Annotated in this window: 16 protein-coding genes; 13 read left to right on the plus strand and 3 right to left on the minus strand. The window is 38.7% G+C overall.

Going from position 1 to position 16,619, the window contains the following annotated elements; translation table 11 throughout:
- Positions 1-4 precede the first annotated feature (4 nt).
- The gene (locus AA0X95_RS12715) at positions 5-583 is read left to right on the plus strand and encodes a YpmS family protein (RefSeq protein ID WP_413309351.1); all 579 of its coding nucleotides are present in this window, start codon (positions 5-7) and stop codon (positions 581-583) included.
- A gap of 33 nt (positions 584-616) precedes the next feature.
- On the opposite strand, the gene AA0X95_RS12720 is transcribed toward AA0X95_RS12715, so the two are convergent.
- The gene (locus AA0X95_RS12720; RefSeq protein ID WP_413309353.1) at positions 617-1,369 is read right to left on the minus strand and encodes a DUF4397 domain-containing protein; all 753 of its coding nucleotides are present in this window, start codon (positions 1,367-1,369) and stop codon (positions 617-619) included.
- Between the two features lie 340 nt (positions 1,370-1,709).
- On the opposite strand from AA0X95_RS12720, the gene rsgA reads away from it, so the two are divergent.
- From rsgA to msrB, 3 genes are all read left to right on the plus strand, one after another.
- The gene (gene rsgA / locus AA0X95_RS12725; protein WP_413309355.1) at positions 1,710-2,777 is read left to right on the plus strand and encodes a ribosome small subunit-dependent GTPase A; all 1,068 of its coding nucleotides are present in this window, start codon (positions 1,710-1,712) and stop codon (positions 2,775-2,777) included.
- Between the two features lie 791 nt (positions 2,778-3,568).
- Positions 3,569-4,105 carry a peptide-methionine (S)-S-oxide reductase MsrA gene (gene msrA, locus AA0X95_RS12730; RefSeq protein ID WP_413309357.1) on the plus strand — a complete coding sequence of 179 codons (537 nt, stop codon included), beginning with the start codon at positions 3,569-3,571 and terminating at the stop codon, positions 4,103-4,105.
- On the plus strand, positions 4,102-4,536 hold the full coding sequence (gene msrB / locus AA0X95_RS12735) for a peptide-methionine (R)-S-oxide reductase MsrB (protein ID WP_413309359.1): 435 nt from the start codon (positions 4,102-4,104) through the stop codon (positions 4,534-4,536). Before msrA ends, msrB begins: the two co-directional genes overlap by 4 nt.
- Before the next feature lie 191 nt (positions 4,537-4,727).
- Here the strand turns inward: msrB and AA0X95_RS12740 are convergent, their stop codons facing one another.
- A complete protein-coding gene (locus AA0X95_RS12740; protein WP_413309361.1) occupies positions 4,728-5,315 on the minus strand; it encodes a DUF502 domain-containing protein in 588 nt (195 codons plus the stop codon).
- 119 nt (positions 5,316-5,434) lie between these two features.
- Here AA0X95_RS12740 and AA0X95_RS12745 point away from each other — a divergent pair, with 119 nt between their 5' ends.
- Both AA0X95_RS12745 and AA0X95_RS12750 read left to right on the plus strand, forming a co-directional pair.
- Positions 5,435-5,596 carry a YjcZ family sporulation protein gene (locus AA0X95_RS12745; RefSeq protein WP_413309363.1) on the plus strand — a complete coding sequence of 54 codons (162 nt, stop codon included), beginning with the start codon at positions 5,435-5,437 and terminating at the stop codon, positions 5,594-5,596.
- Between the two features lie 188 nt (positions 5,597-5,784).
- Entirely contained in the window at positions 5,785-7,251 is a 1,467-nt protein-coding gene (locus tag AA0X95_RS12750; protein WP_413309365.1) for an NAD(P)/FAD-dependent oxidoreductase, read from the plus strand.
- A gap of 71 nt (positions 7,252-7,322) precedes the next feature.
- On the opposite strand, the gene AA0X95_RS12755 is transcribed toward AA0X95_RS12750, so the two are convergent.
- Entirely contained in the window at positions 7,323-8,684 is a 1,362-nt protein-coding gene (locus AA0X95_RS12755) for a TrkH family potassium uptake protein (protein ID WP_413309367.1), read from the minus strand.
- A gap of 178 nt (positions 8,685-8,862) precedes the next feature.
- Between AA0X95_RS12755 and AA0X95_RS12760 the strand changes: the two genes are divergently transcribed.
- From AA0X95_RS12760 to ablB, 7 genes are all read left to right on the plus strand, one after another.
- Positions 8,863-10,218, plus strand: a complete 1,356-nt coding sequence (locus AA0X95_RS12760; protein WP_413309369.1) for an aspartate aminotransferase family protein — start codon at positions 8,863-8,865, stop codon at positions 10,216-10,218.
- The gene (locus AA0X95_RS12765) at positions 10,219-10,911 is read left to right on the plus strand and encodes a CoA transferase subunit A (RefSeq protein ID WP_413309371.1); all 693 of its coding nucleotides are present in this window, start codon (positions 10,219-10,221) and stop codon (positions 10,909-10,911) included. It begins immediately after the preceding gene.
- Positions 10,896-11,561, plus strand: coding sequence for a 3-oxoacid CoA-transferase subunit B (locus AA0X95_RS12770; RefSeq protein WP_413309373.1), 666 nt, complete (start codon positions 10,896-10,898; stop codon positions 11,559-11,561). Before AA0X95_RS12765 ends, AA0X95_RS12770 begins: the two co-directional genes overlap by 16 nt.
- Before the next feature lie 5 nt (positions 11,562-11,566).
- Positions 11,567-12,859 carry a peptidase gene (locus tag AA0X95_RS12775; protein WP_413310011.1) on the plus strand — a complete coding sequence of 431 codons (1,293 nt, stop codon included), beginning with the start codon at positions 11,567-11,569 and terminating at the stop codon, positions 12,857-12,859.
- A 15-nt stretch (positions 12,860-12,874) separates the two neighbouring features.
- Entirely contained in the window at positions 12,875-14,209 is a 1,335-nt protein-coding gene (gabT, locus tag AA0X95_RS12780) for a 4-aminobutyrate--2-oxoglutarate transaminase (protein ID WP_413309375.1), read from the plus strand.
- Between the two features lie 38 nt (positions 14,210-14,247).
- On the plus strand, positions 14,248-15,669 hold the full coding sequence (locus AA0X95_RS12785) for an aldehyde dehydrogenase family protein (RefSeq protein ID WP_413309377.1): 1,422 nt from the start codon (positions 14,248-14,250) through the stop codon (positions 15,667-15,669).
- Between the two features lie 70 nt (positions 15,670-15,739).
- Positions 15,740-16,594 (plus strand): putative beta-lysine N-acetyltransferase, encoded by an 855-nt coding sequence (gene ablB, locus AA0X95_RS12790; protein ID WP_413309379.1) that lies wholly within the window; start codon positions 15,740-15,742, stop codon positions 16,592-16,594.
- Positions 16,595-16,619 lie beyond the last annotated feature (25 nt).

The raw sequence follows: 16,619 nt of genomic DNA on the forward strand, positions 1-16,619 counted from the left end.
ATTTATGAAAAACAAGTGGAAGATGGGGTTCCTTCTCTTGTTAGGAATCAACCTATTAATCGCTATTATCGTCTTCTCTCTAATAATGATGCCAGCGAGTAATAAGGAAAGTAGCAAACAAAAAGATTTAAAGGAGGATCATGTATCCTTCCATGTAAAATCAAATAAGAATGATCTTAATCGGCTAATCAACCATTACTTGAAGGAAGAAGCTGCAGATTCACCAATAGAGTACAAAGTCGTACTTGGGGATGAAGTGGAACTATATGGAACATTACCGTTTTTTAGTGAAGAACTAAATATGAAACTTACTTTTGTACCTGAAGCGTTAAAAAATGGCGATTTGGTTCTAAAACAAAAATCAATGGCGATTGGCCGATTACATCTACCAATTGCTTACGTTTTATCATTTATAAGTGACAATTACAAGCTCCCTAGGGGAGTGGATATTCGACCGAACGATCACTTGGTTTACGTTCACATGCAGCAATTGAAGTTGAAAAGTGATTTGAAAATCCAAGCAGAAAAGTTTGACTTAAAGAAAGATGATATTGCTTTTACCATATTAGTTCCAGTGAAATAGGGGGGCTGACTCATAGTCAGCCACTCTATTTTTTTAATCCTTCACGGTAATATAATGGATTTCAGGTTTCTCTTTTACTAATCCTAAAAATATAATTGTGTAGCTTTCATTGGGTTTAAAAGAGACACTTGGCAAAGAAAGAACCACTTCTTTACTGCCCGCCTCCCTTGCTTCAAGATCAACTGTCATTGGAGTTAAGCCTAAATATTCTGTTGCTTGTTTATAAGAGACTTTAGGGAAGATTACATCTCGGTCTTTTACGGCAATATCTAGTGGAGGAGCATCTGGTGATAAGTGGATAAAGCGCACCTTTGCTTCATTCAATGGTGTTGAAGGCTCATTTTGAAATACTAGAAGGCGTAATTTTTTTACAGAGTCTATAGCCGTTAATGTATAGGACTTTCCTGGCTCGACTGTTATTTTTTTATTTAAAACACTATCTACCATGTTCCCTGCAGGATAAATATCAATATGATATTTCCCCGCCTTTAAAGAAAGTTCATTACTTACCTGTTTAAATGGTAAGTCTCTGATTACTCGCTTCCCGTTAATATAGATATCTACATTGGGTGCGTCAGGAGAGGTATGAAGGATGCGAATTTTCGCCTCAGTTTGAGATAGTGGGGGAGGGGTTCGCATAAACTGCAGGGCTTTATTCATGTATTTTAAATGTTTGCCATAATAGTGCATGTGCAGATTTGGGAGTGAATATTTATAGTATTGTGCCAACAAATCATACATTGCCGCTCTTTGTAGATAATCGGTATAAGTTCTTTTTTCAGACATTCGTTTCAACTCCTATCTATTGGTTTACATGATAATTTATTCATGCTTATTTAGGTAGGTGTCTACCATCTCTTGTTGAATGTTGAAAATTTTTCATTTTTTGTTTACAAATGGATAATTTAAACATATACTTAAAATAATTACGATTGAAAGCGGGTGAAGTGCAATGTTAATTGAAAATGTTGGTGGAACTTATTATCTGAATATTGTTTGCACAGCCCAAAGAGGTTCAATTTAGGGAGATTCTACCCTTTATTCCAATACGCGAGTAAAACCATGGGCTGTGCGTGCCTATGGTTTTTTGTTATGTAAAAAATACATTCTCGCTGGAGGAATTAAGATGAATTTAGTCACAATGGGAGTAACAGATAAAATATTAAAGGATTTTGAAAATGTTAAAACAAGTGAAGAATTTGTTCTTGGGCGTGTAGCACTTGAGCATAAGCACTTGTATCGAGTATGGACGGAGCAAGGTGAGCTGCTTTGTGAAGTATCAGGGAAATTTAGCTTTCAAGCTCAAAACCGTGAGGATTTCCCTGCTGTAGGAGATTGGGTCTGTTTGAAGCCAAGATATTCAGAAGAAAAGGGCACAATTTTGACCATATTGCCACGAAAAAGTAAATTCTCAAGAAAATCTGCAGGTGACACTGCAGAGGAGCAGATCGTTGCTACAAATGTGGATACGGTATTTTTAGTTAATTCATTAAATGAGGATCTAAATCTAAGAAGAATTGAACGATATTTATTGTTATCGTGGGAAAGTGGGGCAACACCGGTAATTGTTTTAAGCAAAGCTGATCTTTGTTCAGATATCCTTGAAAAACTTAATGAAGTGGAAGCTATTGCAATGGGCGCTGTTCCTGTTATACCAATCAGCTCGGAAACGAGTATTGGTCTAGGAAGCTTAGAGCCATACCTGAAACCAGGAAAAACAATTGCCCTGCTTGGGTCATCAGGAGTGGGGAAATCGACATTAACTAACAGGTTATTAGGGAAAGAAAAGCAACTTGTAAAGGAAATAAGGTTGGGTGATGATAAAGGAAGACATACGACAACCCATAGGGAGATGATCCTTTTACCGAATGGCTGTGTACTCATTGATACTCCTGGAATGAGAGAATTACAGCTATGGGAAAGTTCAGAAGGATTAGCTGAAACCTTCTCGGAAATTGAGAATTTGGCTGAACAATGCCGCTTCCGTGATTGTCAACATAAAGATGAACCAGGCTGTGCTGTAGTAAGGGCCATTAAAGATGGGGACGTTTCGATTGAAAGGTTAACGAGCTATAATAAGCTTCAAAAAGAGCTGGCTTATATTGAAAGAAAAACGGATAAACGAGCACAGGCAGAAGTACGAAAACAATGGAAAAACATTAATAAACAAATTAAGCAACGAAAGAGCAGATAGAAACAAAGAGGCTGATAATCAGCCTTTTTTTGCAGATTGTCGAGAAAGATTATATCTATTTTTCATTTTTAACCTACCTATAATACTGATTATTATTAAAAGATTGTCCATGCTAACAGGCCGGTTGATTTCTGCTCCGGTATTCGCTTGTTATCATTCATTTTTGATTTTCGTGTAGGTATGAGAATCATAAGGGGAGAAATTCCTGCTATTGTATAAAAAGTAAGCTTAATAAGCAGAAATAAGTGGAAAAATTCCCCTTAACTACTCTAAAATAAGACTAAATCCAACGATTTGGATCAAATAAAGGGAAAAAATACCCTTATTTTTAAGGAAATAAGGGTATTTCCCAATTTAAGCGGAATTTTTCCCTTTATTTTTCAAACACTGTGAAATCAATATTCAGTTATAACACAGCCTTATTATTAAATAGTTAAATGGAAGGTTTTAATTGAATACACACTGTTGATAGGAGCGCAAGGCGGCGAAGACTCCTGTGGGAGTACGGGGCAGAGGAGACCCCGCAGGAGCGAAGCGACGAGGAGGCTCCCCGGCACGCCCGCGGAAAGCGAAGCCGCCTGGAGCGGAAATCAACATACTTATAGGAAGCCCTAAATAATAATAGTATAATAGAGAATTAATGCGGTGAATCAATAAAGGATATATTAGAAAATCAGGCTATCGAAAGTTTTTCGACAGCTTTTTCTCGTATCAAACAGCAGATTTTATTTTTAATTTAACTTTCTATATACTTGTATTACAAACTAAAAGCATCAGAAGGGGTGGGATATATGGACAACAAATTTGAACTTGCTACATTTGCGGGAGGCTGTTTTTGGTGTATGGTAAAACCCTTTGACGAACAGCCTGGTATTATAAGTGTTATTTCCGGGTATACGGGAGGATCAGTAGAATATCCTACGTATCAGCAGGTATGCGCGGATACAACAGGCCATTATGAAGCTGTACAAATAACCTTCGATCCCGATGTTTTTCCATATGAAAAATTACTCGAATTATTTTGGCAGCAAATTGATCCAACAGATGCGGGCGGTCAATTTTATGACCGCGGACAATCGTATCAAACGGCGATTTTTTACCATAATGAAATGCAAAAAAGACTGGCTGAAGAATCCAAGGGAGCATTACAGGAAAGTGGTAGGTTTAGTAAACCAATTGTTACTCCAATATTGCCCGCCAAGATCTTTTATCCAGCTGAGGATTACCATCAGCAGTATTATAAGAAAAATCGTGCCCATTATGAGTCCTATCATATAGGGTCGGGTAGGGCAGGATTTATCAATAAGCATTGGGGCGATGAAAAGTGATAAATAAGGATAAGTTAAAACAGGAATTAACTCCAATACAATATGAAGTAACACAAAATAATGGGACAGAGCCTCCTTTCAGAAATGAGTATTGGAATGAGACTAGAGATGGTATTTATGTTGACCTTGTCTCTGGTAAGCCTCTATTTAGTTCGTTGGATAAATTTGATGCTGGATGTGGCTGGCCAAGTTTTACGAAGCCGATCCAAGAGGAAGAAGTCGTAGAAAAATCTGATTTCAGCCATTTTATGGTTCGGACGGAGGTCAGAAGCAAAACCGCTGACTCCCATTTAGGCCATGTGTTTGATGACGGACCTCATCCAACTGGCTTACGGTACTGTATTAACTCGGCCGCTTTAAGGTTTATTCCAAAGGAAAAACTTGAAGAGGAAGGGTACGGGGAATTCGCAAAACTATTTGAAGTAAAGTAAGAAAAGCGAAAGCGCCTTGATCAGCCCCGACAGGCAAATGTTCTTCGGCTAGAAAAGTCCGCCTTTTGACTTTTATTGCCGAAGGTTATTTGACCCGAGGGGCTAGGCGCTGGAGCTGGACAATTCTCGAAGTCGAATTTTATGCTTTCCTATAAAAAAAAGCCGCTCAGCAAGCGGTTTTTTTTTTACCCTTATCCCTTTTGTTTCGATGTTGAAGTCATACCTCCAGAGAGAACAAACTTCATTGCATCCTCAGGCTTAACATCGATAATCTCTACCTGGTCCTTCGGGATAAGGAAAGTAAATCCAGCTACCTGGAAGGTTTGTGGAATATAGACTGCCACATGATCCTTTAGGGGACTATAAAAATCTTCTACCTGTTCGGACGTTATAAAACCCATACTCCGCATATCAGTTCCAGGAATGACCACTAGTGCAACCTTTGAGAAAGCTTTCTTTTCACCTAGAAAGGATTGGACGGTATCTTTTATGACTGAATAAATAGTTTTAACAATTGGTATTCTTTCCAGTAGATGGTCAATCAGTTTGATTATCTTGCTCGTTATAAATTTTGTTGAAAGCCATCCTAAAATTGTAATTAAGACGATGGTGGTGAGTAGACCGAAACCTGGGATATAATCTTCCTTTAAAAAAGGTTTCAAGCTATTGCCAAGCAAGCCGTCTAAAAAGAGAAAGGTCTTATAAATAACATAGAAAACGAGAATAATTGGAACAATCGTTAAGATTCCATTAATAAAACTTTTTATTATTGATTTCATGGTTTCACCTGCAATTTTTATCATTGTCTTTCATAATATAGGCGAATGCACATACAGGTCAAGTATCTAGTTCATAAAGTAAGAGTGAAAAGAAACAAATTATCGAGGAGTGAATGTTTATGTATCATGGATACGGATATGGTGGGTTTGATGGGTGCTGTGGTTATCCAGCATACCCTGCTGCTGGATGTGGAGTTGGCTTTGGTTTTGGAGGATTCGCGTTAATTGTTGTATTGTTCATCTTGTTAATTATCATCGGAGCAAGCTGGAACTTTTGCTAAAAAGAAAAGTCTGACTCATGGATATTCTCCATGAGTCATTTTTCATGCGTGTATTTTCTGAAAATGAACCAAAAGACGAACATTAAACTTTATTACTAAAATATAGTTCGTTTTTAGTGTTGACGGTGCCCATCCATTCTGATATATTTACCAGTGGATGAGTAAAATGACTTTGGAGGTATTGGACAATGAATACGAAATATGATGTGATTGTAGTGGGTGCTGGACCCGCAGGGATTTTTACCTGCTATGAACTTACACTGAAAATGCCGAACGCAAAGGTGCTATTAGTGGATAAAGGACATGATATTTATCGGAGAAATTGCCCAATCTTACAGAAAAAAATAGAAAAATGCCCGCCTGCTGCCGGAAGAAAAGAATTTGCGGGCTGTTTGCCAGCCTGCTCAATTACCAATGGTTTTGGTGGTGCCGGCGCGTACTCTGATGGGAAGTTTAATATTACCAGTGAATTTGGTGGCTGGATGACTGATTATCTTTCGGATTCTCAAGTAGTTGAGTTAATTCGTTACGTTGATGAGATTAATTTAAAGCATGGTGCAACTGAAAGTATTACAGATCCATTAACGGATGAAGTAAGGGATATTGAACGCCGTGGTTATGCTGCGGGGCTAAAACTATTGCGTGCCCAAGTTCGTCATCTTGGTACGGAGCAAAATCTAGAAATCTTAAAAAGCATTTTTGAGTACTTAACAACAAAGATTGAGATGTCATTTAAAACAGAAGTTGAGGATTTAATTACAGAGAAAACAGTAAATGGGCATATTGTAAAAGGTATAAAACTCAAATCGGACAAAAATATTTATGCAGATAAAGTTGTTATTACCCCTGGAAGAGATGGTTCGAAATGGCTTTCTGATCTATTAAAATCTCGTAGACTTCGGATGAGTAGTAACCAAGTGGATATCGGTGTTAGAGTGGAGACTTCCAACATTGTCATGCAGGAAATAAATGAGCATTTGTATGAAGGAAAGTTTGTGTTTAACACATCGGTGGGAACGAGAGTTCGAACTTTTTGCAGCAATCCTTCGGGACATGTAGTTGTGGAAAATCATTCGGGGATTATGTTAGCAAATGGGCATGCATATAAAGATCCAAAGCTTGGAAGTCCGAACACCAATTTTGCTTTATTAGTCTCCCATACATTCTCCGAACCATTTGATAAGCCGAATGAATATGCACATGAAATTTCTCGACTTGCCAATACCCTTTCAAACGGTGGCTTAATTGTTCAAAAGTACGGGGATATTTTAAAAGGCAGAAGATCGACTGAAAAGAGGATTAAGGAAGGATTCCTTGAGCCGACTTTGAAGGAAGCGGTCCCTGGAGATCTTGGTTTAGTCCTACCATATAATACATTAAAAAGCTTGATTGAGATGACTGAGGCTCTAAATCAGGTTACTCCTGGCCTTGCGTCTGAGCATACTTTATTTTACGGTGTGGAAGCGAAATTTTACTCAGCAAGACCAAAGTTAAACGACCGATTCGAGTCTGAAATAAGCGGCCTTTATGTTGGTGGTGATGGAGCAGGAATTACTCGCGGTCTGGCGCAGGCTAGTGCTTGTGGGATTTGGATCGCTAGGGATATTATTGAAAAAGCACCAACAGAACAAAAACAAGTAACAATAATGGCTTAACCCGCAGCTTTCTGCGAGTTTTAAATACAAAACGAGGAGGTGATTTAATACCTCCTCGTTTTGTATTAAGCTTAACCAATGGTTACTTTTTCCTTCGGATAATTGAACTTTTCCTTGCTGCCTTTTCCTCGTAAAATAAGCAAACAAGTAACGATTCCAACTCTTCCAATAAACATTAAAATAATGATTAAAACCTCACCAAATGTAGTTAATCTGGGTGTTAGCCCCATTGACAGTCCGTTTGTACCAAAAGCAGAGGAAACTTCAAAAATGACTTCCATTACAGTCCCTTTTTCTGTAATCGTTAAAACTAATATAGAAAAGAAACAAAGGAACGCACCGGTTGTAATCACGATAAATGATTTGAGAATATCTTCGCTAAGTAATTCCCGTCTGAATATTTTAACCGTACTTTTCCCTCGTGCGTAAAAAACGATAGCTAATATGGCTATAGAAAAGGTCGTGGTTCGTATTCCTCCGCTTGCACTGCTAGGTGAGCCGCCGATAAACATTAAAATAGAAAGGAAAAGTTGATTGTTAGGGGTGAATTCATTGATATCCATAGTAGCTAACCCTGCACTTTTGGTTGTTGCTGAATGGAATAGTGAATAAAAAAAGGCTTCATGCCATTCTTTGTTGACAAAAAAGTTTCGGCTATCAAATATGTAAATGAACAACGCTCCAACTACTGTGAGGATGATAAATGTAGCTGTTGTTAACTTAGTGAAAAGAGTAAAATGAAACTTTTTCTTCTCCTTACGACTTAAAAAGAATTCTAAAACTTCCACGATTACAGGAAATCCAATTGCCCCTACAATCATTAAAATAATAATAGTTGTTTGAATAAAGTAGTCATTGTTAAAAGGATTAAGGGACTCTCCAGTAATATCAAATCCTGCATTAGTGGTTGCACTAATGGATGAAAAGAAACCATGTTTAAACGCAGATGTGGGGTTATCGAAATATTTCAAAAATCGTATTCCCAAAATAATTCCGCCAATAAATTCAAAAGTAATAATGATAATAAATATTCTTTTTGCCAGCTGAACCAATCCAGATAGGTTAGATTGGTTTTGATCAATCATGATTAACTGCCTTTCTTTAAGGCCCACTTTTTTCCCCAACATGATCCATAAAAATGTGCTTAAAGACATAACCCCTAATCCACCCAGCTGTAAAATGATGCATAAGAGAAATATTCCGAAGTTATTAAATGTGTCTTTTATTGAAATAACACTTAGTCCAGTCACACTAATCGCGCTTGCAGAAGTGAACATGGCATCAATAAAACTTAATGATACATTTTCACGATGTGCAAATGGAATTTTTAATAATAATGTAGAAATAATTAACGCAGTGAAATAAAAGATAACAATTAATTGAATAGTGGAGATTTCTTTGGATTTTGTTTGGATTTTTTTAATTGTGTTCATATAATCATTTCCTTCAGCAGTCTAAATGTAATTCTATAATATTACCCATAAAAAGTAAAAGACAGGCTCAAAAGCCTGTTTTTTTTCTGTCATCTCAACACATGGAAATAGAATGAAAAATCACTTCATACAATTATATAAGTGGTTTACTTATTTCGTAAAAGAAAGTGGTGTCCAAGTGGAAAATTCATTTCTAATTAAACCAATGTTGGATGAAATATATCCTGTTATTGATTATGGCAAGGGCATATATCTATTTGATATGGACGGAAAAAAATATTTGGATGCTGCCTCAGGTGCAGTAACTGCCAATATTGGTCATGGGACAGAGGAAATCATTGAAGCCATGCAAGAACAAGCTAAAAAAGTTTCCTTTGTCTATCGATCTCAATTTACAAGTGAACCAGCGGAGAAGCTTGCCAAAAAAATTGCCGAATTAACCCCAGGTGACCTTAACTGGAGCTTCTTTGTAAATAGCGGCTCAGAGGCCACTGAGACAGCAATGAAAATGGCCATTCAATACTGGCAAGAAAAAGGGATTCAAACCAAAAACAAAGTGTTATCAAGATGGGTTAGTTATCACGGGATTACGCTTGGCGCGCTTTCCATGTCTGGACACACGGGGAGAAGAGCTAGATTTGTTCCACTTCTAGAAGAATTCCCAGTGATTAATCCTCCTTATTGCTATCGTTGTCCCTATAATCTTGAGGCTCCATCCTGTCAGTTTCTTTGTGCTCAAGAACTCGAAACAGCTATCTTGAGAATAGGAGCCGAACAAATAGCTGCTTTTATTGCTGAACCAGTTATTGGTGCTGCGGGGGGAGCTATTGCCCCTCCTAAGGATTATTTTAGAAAGATTAAAGAGATATGCGAAAAACATGACATTCTATTTATTGCTGATGAAGTGATGACAGGTTTTGGACGGACAGGAACCATGCTTGCTTGTGAGTATTGGGGAGTAATCCCCGATATTGTAGCTTTTGGCAAAGGGATGGGGGCTGGATATGCCCCTATTGCAGCAGCTGTAGCGAGTGAAAAGGTGATGGAACCTATCTTGGCCGGATCAAAATCAGTGATGAGTGGACATACATTAAGTGCAAATCCCCAATCATGTGCTGTGTCCTTAGCCGTTCTAGAATACTTGGAAAAATACAAGATTATTAGTGAAGTAGAAAATAAGGGGATTTATTTAAAAAATCAAATTGAAAAGCTAAAAGGGCTATTTCCATTTATCGGGGATGTCCGAGGGAAGGGGCTACTACTTGGTATAGAATTTGTTGAAAGCCAAATTGATAAAACACCATATCCTAGAAAAGCATTAATTACACAGAAGATGGTAGCTTTAGCTAAGGAAAAAGGCTTGATCGTTTACCCTGCAGGTGCAGGGATTGATGGGATGAACGGTGACTCTATTATTATTTCACCACCATTAATCATTACAAAAAGAGAGATTGAAGAGTTAGTGGGTTTACTTAAAGAAACTTTTACAGCCTTTTTAAATGAAAGAAATGCTGAAATGGTTGGTGATGTGTGAATGGAGAATTCTTTCGGGAAAATTACTACATTAGAGACTGTTTTGAGATTTTTTCATGATGAAATGACCATCATGTTTGGGGGATTTGGCGGAGTCGGATCACCCCCGACATTAATTGACGGTATTCTGGAAAAGGAAATCCGTGAGCTCACCTTAATCGGAAATGATACAGGTTTCCCACATATAGGAATAGGAAAAATAGTGAGTCGTGGCAGAGCTAAAAAGGTCATTGCTTCCCATATCGGTTCTAACCCCATAGCAGGAGAGCTTATGCATAAAGGAAAGCTTGAAGTAGAGTTTTCCCCTCAGGGTATTTTGGCAGAAAGAATCCGCGCTGGAGGTGTTGGATTAGCAGCAATTTTATCTGATATTGGGATGGACAATGACATGGTCTCTAAAAATAAACCGCGTATTCATCTTAATGGCAAGGACTATCTGATAGAGACTGCTTTAACGGCAGAGGTTTCTATTGTTTATGCCAAGAAGGCTGATGAGTACGGAAATTTAATATATGACAAAAGCGCTCGCAATACGAATCCACTTGTCGCAATGGCAGGAGATTTAACGATTGCTGAAGTAGAAGAAATTGTTCCAATGGGAAGCCTTAACCCTGAAGAAATAATTACTCCAGGAGTATTTGTTGATTATGTCATTCCAACTAAGGGGGTGAATTGGAAATGGGCATGGGAATAGATCTTAGAGATAAACTTGCAAAAAGAGCTGCCGAAGAAATCCTAAATGGGATGGTCGTTAACCTTGGTATTGGTATTCCCTCATTAGTACCGAACCACTTAACCAAGGAAACAATGGTTATGTTCCATGCCGAAAACGGGATTACTGGAATGGGACCAAGCCCAACCAAAGGAGAAGAGGATGAAAACCTATGTAACGCAGGGGGATTTCCCGTTACATTGAACAAGGGCGGCTCCTATTGTGATAGTTCTATTGCTTTTGGAATGATCCGAAAAGGGAGAGTGGATATTACCATTCTTGGTTCACTACAGGTAAGTCAAAAAGGTGATTTGGCAAACTGGATTGTCCCCGGAAAGAAGGTACCAGGCATGGGAGGTGCAATGGAACTTGCTCATAAGGCAAGAAAAGTCATTGTTGTTATGAACCATTGTGATAAAAATGGAAAACCCAAAATTGTTGAAACTTGCTCCCTACCATTAACATCGGCAGGTTGTGTGGACCTAATCATCACAGAATTAGCTGTTTTCAAGGTTAATGAAGAGGGGTTACTTTTGACAGAACTGTTTGCGCCATACAATTTAGCTGATGTGAAAAGTAAAACTGGATGTCATTTCAAAATAGAAGAACAAATCCGCAAAATTCCGTATTAATCCGGATGCAGGTCGAAGGAGTGAGTGATTTGCAAAACTATGAAAGCCGTATCAAGCATTGGTTAAAGGAAAATCGAGCGAGAGGGGCAAGACTTTTACAAATCCTTGTACAGGAGAATAGCACTAGGGGGAATGAAAGTAGTACACAGGCCATTGTTATTGAAAAATGCCGTCAGATGGGTTTGATTCTTGATATATGGGAAATTGGCGGTGAAGAACTAAAAAACCATCCAGCCTACTGCTGTGACCGTCAGAGCTTTGAAGGGAATCCAAATTTAGTTGCCGTTCTAAAAGGAGCAGGCGGAGGGAAATCAATTATTTTAAACGGTCATATTGATGTTGTGCCTGTTGGGGATGAATCAAATTGGAGACATGATCCATTTAGTGGAGTAATTGAGTGCGGTAAGCTTTATGGAAGAGGAGCTACTGATATGAAAGGTGGAAATGTGGCTCTTTTAATGGCAATTGAATCCTTAATTGCAAACGGAATTAAATTAAAAGGGGACGTAATTTTTCAAAGTGTCATAGAAGAAGAGAGTGGTGGAGCAGGAACGCTAGCTGCCGTCTTGCGAGGATACAGGGCAGATGGAGCAATCATAACAGAACCTACCAATATGAAACTATTTCCAAAACAACAGGGCTCAATGTGGTTCAGAATCACGGTCAAGGGAAGGGCAGCACATGGTGGAACTAGATACGAAGGGGTAAGTGCGATTGAAAAATCAATGCTTGTCATAAAGAGATTACAACAATTAGAGAAAGATAGAAATGCTAAGATAAACGATCCTCTCTTTGAAAAAATACCTATTCCCATTCCTATCAATATTGGAAAGATTAAAAGTGGAGAATGGCCTTCTTCGGTGCCAGACACCGCCATTATTGAGGGAAGAATGGGTGTGTCACCAGAAGAAACGATTCAATCCGCCAAATTAGAAATGGAGTCATGCCTACAGGAATTGAATGAAGCAGATGAATGGTTACAGGGAAATCCTCTTCAAATTGAGTGGTTTGGAGGCAGGTGGCTGCCAGGATGCTTAGATAGTGATCACCCGTTAATGGATGAACTATCTAAGAGTTTTATAGAGGTGAAAGGGAACCGACCAATCGTTGAGGCGAGTCCTTGGGGAACAGATGGCGGTATTATTTCGACTGTAGGTAATACACCAGTTGTGGTGTTCGGACCGGGAATTACCGAAACAGCTCATGATGCGAATGAGCATATTGATCTGGAGGATTTGTATGCGGCAAGTGAGATTATTGCTCTAACCTTGATGAAATGGTGTGAAGTTAGTGAATAAAAGAGGGGGAAGCCAATGGGATCGATCCAACTTAGAACAAAGATTCCTGGTCCAAAAGCGGTAGAATTACTTAACAGGAAAGCACAGAATGTACCGAAAGGCCCGTTTAATACAATCCATACGTTTGCTAGTAAGGGAGAAGGGGCACTTATTACGGATGTGGATGGTAATACCTTTATTGATTTTGCAGGTGCAATTGGTTCGTTAAATGTGGGTCACTGCCCCCCGGGTGTGGTTGCAGCACTGCATCAGCAAATAGATGCCTACCTTCATCCCTGCTTCCATGTCATGATGTATGAGCCATATGTTAAATTAGCGGAAACACTTAATCGGATTTCTCCGGGTAACCATCAAAAGAAAACATTCTTCTTAAATAGTGGTGCAGAAGCTGTCGAGAATGCCGTGAAAATTGCAAGAAAATATACTGGGAGAAAAGCAATCATTTCTTTTGAAAGAGGCTTTCACGGACGTACCTACATGGCAATGTCGTTAACGAGCAAAGTAAAACCCTATAAATATGAATTTGGGCCATTCGTACCGGAAACGTATAAATGGGGTTATCCCTATTATTATCGTTCCGAATTCGAAACGCCTGAACAATTAGATACAATCATATTACAGCGCTTTGAAACCTTCTTCCAAAGTGAGGTTCCACCTGAAGAAATTGCTGCAGTAATCATGGAGCCGATTCAAGGGGAAGGCGGTTTTGTCATTCCGTCAAAGCAGTTTGTAAAAGGGGTTAAGGAGCTTTGTGAAAAACACGGAATTTTATTTATCGCTGATGAGGTTCAAACTGGCTTTGGCAGAACAGGGAAAATGTTTGCTATAGAACATTTTGATGTTGTGCCTGACTTAATGACTATGTCAAAGTCACTGGGTGCAGGTCTCCCAATTAGTGCCGTAACAGGTAGAGCAGAAATTATGGACTCACCGAATGTAGGAGAAATTGGAGGAACCTATGGGGGTAGTCCGCTCGGTTGCGTGGCTGCACTTGAGGTGATAAAAGCAATCGAGGAAGGGGAACTATTAAATCGGGCCAAACATATAGGGGAGGTCTTTCAAAAACGGTTTTCTGCTCTTAAGAAACAATTTCCTCAGATTGGTGATGTTCGTTATATTGGCGCTATGTGTGCCATCGAATTTGTAAAAGATTCAAAATCAAAAACACCAAATAAAGAACTAGTTCAACAAATTATCCATATTGCACATCAAAATGGACTTATTATTATGACAGCGGGATTGTTCGGAAACATCATCCGACTGCTAACTCCGCTTGTCATCACAAATGACCAATTAGAAGAAGGTTTGAATGTTCTAGAAGATGCCATCGGAGTATGTTGTAGAGATTAGCAATCTGATTTACATGCAAAAAGATTGGAGGATGTCTTTTGAAACAATCACTTTGGATTGGCGGTGAATATCGACCAACCCTAACTTATATAAAATTAAAAAATCCATATAACCTTGAGAAAATAGCTGATATTGCGGTCGCTGAACAGGAAGATGTTGTGGCAGCCATCACGGCAGCGCATCAGGCTGCTAGGGAAATGAAAGAAATTCCTGCATATAAACGTGCCGAGATATTAGAAAAAGTAGCTGGTCATATAAAAAGCGAAAGAGAAGAGTGTGCAAGGCTGATTTCCGATGAATCAGCGAAACCACTTAAAGCTGCTAGAGCTGAAGTGGACCGGACTATCATGACTTACACATTCGCTGCCCATGAGGCTAGAAGAATACACGGAGAAACGGTACCGATGGATGCGGCCCCCGGTGGGGAAGGCAGACTTGCTTTTACGATTAGGGATCCCCTTGGAGTAATTGTAGCCATTACACCATTTAACTTTCCTATGAATCTCGTAGCACATAAGGTTGGTCCGGCCATTGCTGCAGGAAATACAATTGTCTTAAAACCAGCGAGCCAGACACCATTATCCGCTTATAAAATTGCTGAATATTTTCATCGTGCCGGATTGCCATCAGGTGCATTAAATGTGGTTACAGGAAGCGGCCGTGTGGTGGGAGATATATTGATGAAAGACGAGAGAATTAAGATGATTACCTTCACAGGAAGTCCCGAGGTGGGTAAATATATTCGTGAAAATTCAGGGCTAAAGAAGGTAACCCTTGAATTAGGTTCCAACTCTGCTGTAATTGTCGATGAAGGGGTAAGTTTAGAAAAAATCATCCCAAGAATTGTTACAGGGGCATTTTCCTATCAAGGTCAAGTATGTATAAGTATTCAACGTGTATTTGTACATGAAAAGTTGATAGATCAGTTTGTTGAACAGTTTATTGAAGAAACGAAGAAATTAAAAGCGGGTCATCCACTTGATGAACAAACAGACATATCCGCACTTATAACTAGAGCGGATGTAGAGCGCATAAAAGAATGGGTTGATGAGGCAATTGCCAACGGGGCAGTTCTTAAAATAGGTGGAAATTTTAATGATGGAATCTTTCAACCTACTGTTCTAGTAGATGTTCCGGTTAATGAGAAGATCTCTTGTGAAGAAGTCTTTGCTCCAGTTGTTCATATTAACCGCTTCAATTCAATGGAGGAAGCGATTAACTTTGTAAATGACTCAAAATACGGTCTACAGGCAGGGATCTTCACAAATGATATACATTCTGGGTTGAGGGCAGCTAAAAAACTTGAAGTAGGCGGGGTTATGATTAACGAAATCCCTACCTTCCGTGTGGATCACATGCCATATGGTGGAGTAAAGCTTAGTGGAATGGGGAGGGAAGGAATTAAATATGCGGTTGAAGAAATGACAGAATTAAAATTAATTAGCTTTAAGATGGAGTAATTTATTAAATGTCTGGCTACTTTCAAAGCCAGGCATTTTTTCAAAAGAAGATAGTGAAGGAGTGAGAAAAATGAATCAGACTGCATCCACTATTTATATAGAGGAAAGCAGCTTTTTTATTGAAGTCTATCTTGATCCTTTTAACAAAAGGATTCGAGTTGATGATTATCTCGGGAATATACAATTGGTTCTTAAGAGGGTTGAGGAACTAGTGCAGGATCAACATGCAGAAAAGCTCATTGTAAAGGGACGGAGCAATGATTATATGGAATTAATGGAAAATGGACTACAGCCTGAAGCAGTGGTAGATAGATATTTTTTAGGTTCAGATGCTTTTTTCTTTTCAAAGTTTTACACACCGGATCGTAAGAACAACGATCATTGGATAACCGAGGATGGTATGATTCATAGTATTTATCAATTAGACCCCTCCATGGAAAAAAACTTCCCTCCTAAGGAATATGTCTTGAAGAAAGCAGATGAAAATTGTGCTGCGGAATTATCTTCGTTGTATCGTCAAGTCTTTCAGGTGTATCCAACACCGTTACATGATCCTGAATATGTAAAAAAAACGATGGAAGATGGGACGATTTACTATGTTTATTTTCATCAAGGAAATATTGTCAGTGCAGCCTCCGCTGAAATTAATTTTTTCTATAAGAATGCAGAATTAACAGATTGTGCCACCTTATCCGAACATAGGAAGTATGGATTAATGAAGATGATCCTTCAAGAGCTTGAGAGTGAATTGAAAAAGAATGGCATCTTTTGTTCTTATTCAATTGCCAGGTCGTTATCATTTGGTATGAATGCCGTTTTATTCCAGCTTGGATATTCTTATCGTGGAAGATTAATGAATAATTGTTATATTTATGATAAGTTAGAAAATATGAATATGTGGGTAAAAAATCTGGCAACCTGCTAAAAATTCGGCTGCATATGCCGAATTT

The organism is Neobacillus phoenicis (assembly GCF_047302305.1).
In the GTDB taxonomy this organism is placed as follows: Bacteria; Bacillota; Bacilli; order Bacillales; family Cytobacillaceae; genus Neobacillus.

Bases quoted from the DNA above. Each gene is read 5' to 3' on its own strand.
- AA0X95_RS12715 (WP_413309351.1), top strand. From the start codon at position 5: ATGAAAAACAAGTGGAAGATGGGGTTCCTTCTCTTGTTAGGAATCAAC.
- AA0X95_RS12720 (WP_413309353.1), bottom strand. From the start codon at position 1,369: ATGTCTGAAAAAAGAACTTATACCGATTATCTACAAAGAGCGGCAATG.
- rsgA (WP_413309355.1), top strand. From the start codon at position 1,710: ATGAATTTAGTCACAATGGGAGTAACAGATAAAATATTAAAGGATTTT.
- msrA (WP_413309357.1), top strand. From the start codon at position 3,569: ATGGACAACAAATTTGAACTTGCTACATTTGCGGGAGGCTGTTTTTGG.
- AA0X95_RS12740 (WP_413309361.1), bottom strand. From the start codon at position 5,315: ATGAAATCAATAATAAAAAGTTTTATTAATGGAATCTTAACGATTGTT.
- AA0X95_RS12745 (WP_413309363.1), top strand. From the start codon at position 5,435: ATGTATCATGGATACGGATATGGTGGGTTTGATGGGTGCTGTGGTTAT.
- AA0X95_RS12750 (WP_413309365.1), top strand. From the start codon at position 5,785: ATGAATACGAAATATGATGTGATTGTAGTGGGTGCTGGACCCGCAGGG.
- AA0X95_RS12755 (WP_413309367.1), bottom strand. From the start codon at position 8,684: ATGAACACAATTAAAAAAATCCAAACAAAATCCAAAGAAATCTCCACT.
- AA0X95_RS12765 (WP_413309371.1), top strand. From the start codon at position 10,219: ATGGAGAATTCTTTCGGGAAAATTACTACATTAGAGACTGTTTTGAGA.
- AA0X95_RS12770 (WP_413309373.1), top strand. From the start codon at position 10,896: ATGGGCATGGGAATAGATCTTAGAGATAAACTTGCAAAAAGAGCTGCC.
- AA0X95_RS12775 (WP_413310011.1), top strand. From the start codon at position 11,567: ATGCAGGTCGAAGGAGTGAGTGATTTGCAAAACTATGAAAGCCGTATC.
- gabT (WP_413309375.1), top strand. From the start codon at position 12,875: ATGGGATCGATCCAACTTAGAACAAAGATTCCTGGTCCAAAAGCGGTA.
- ablB (WP_413309379.1), top strand. From the start codon at position 15,740: ATGAATCAGACTGCATCCACTATTTATATAGAGGAAAGCAGCTTTTTT.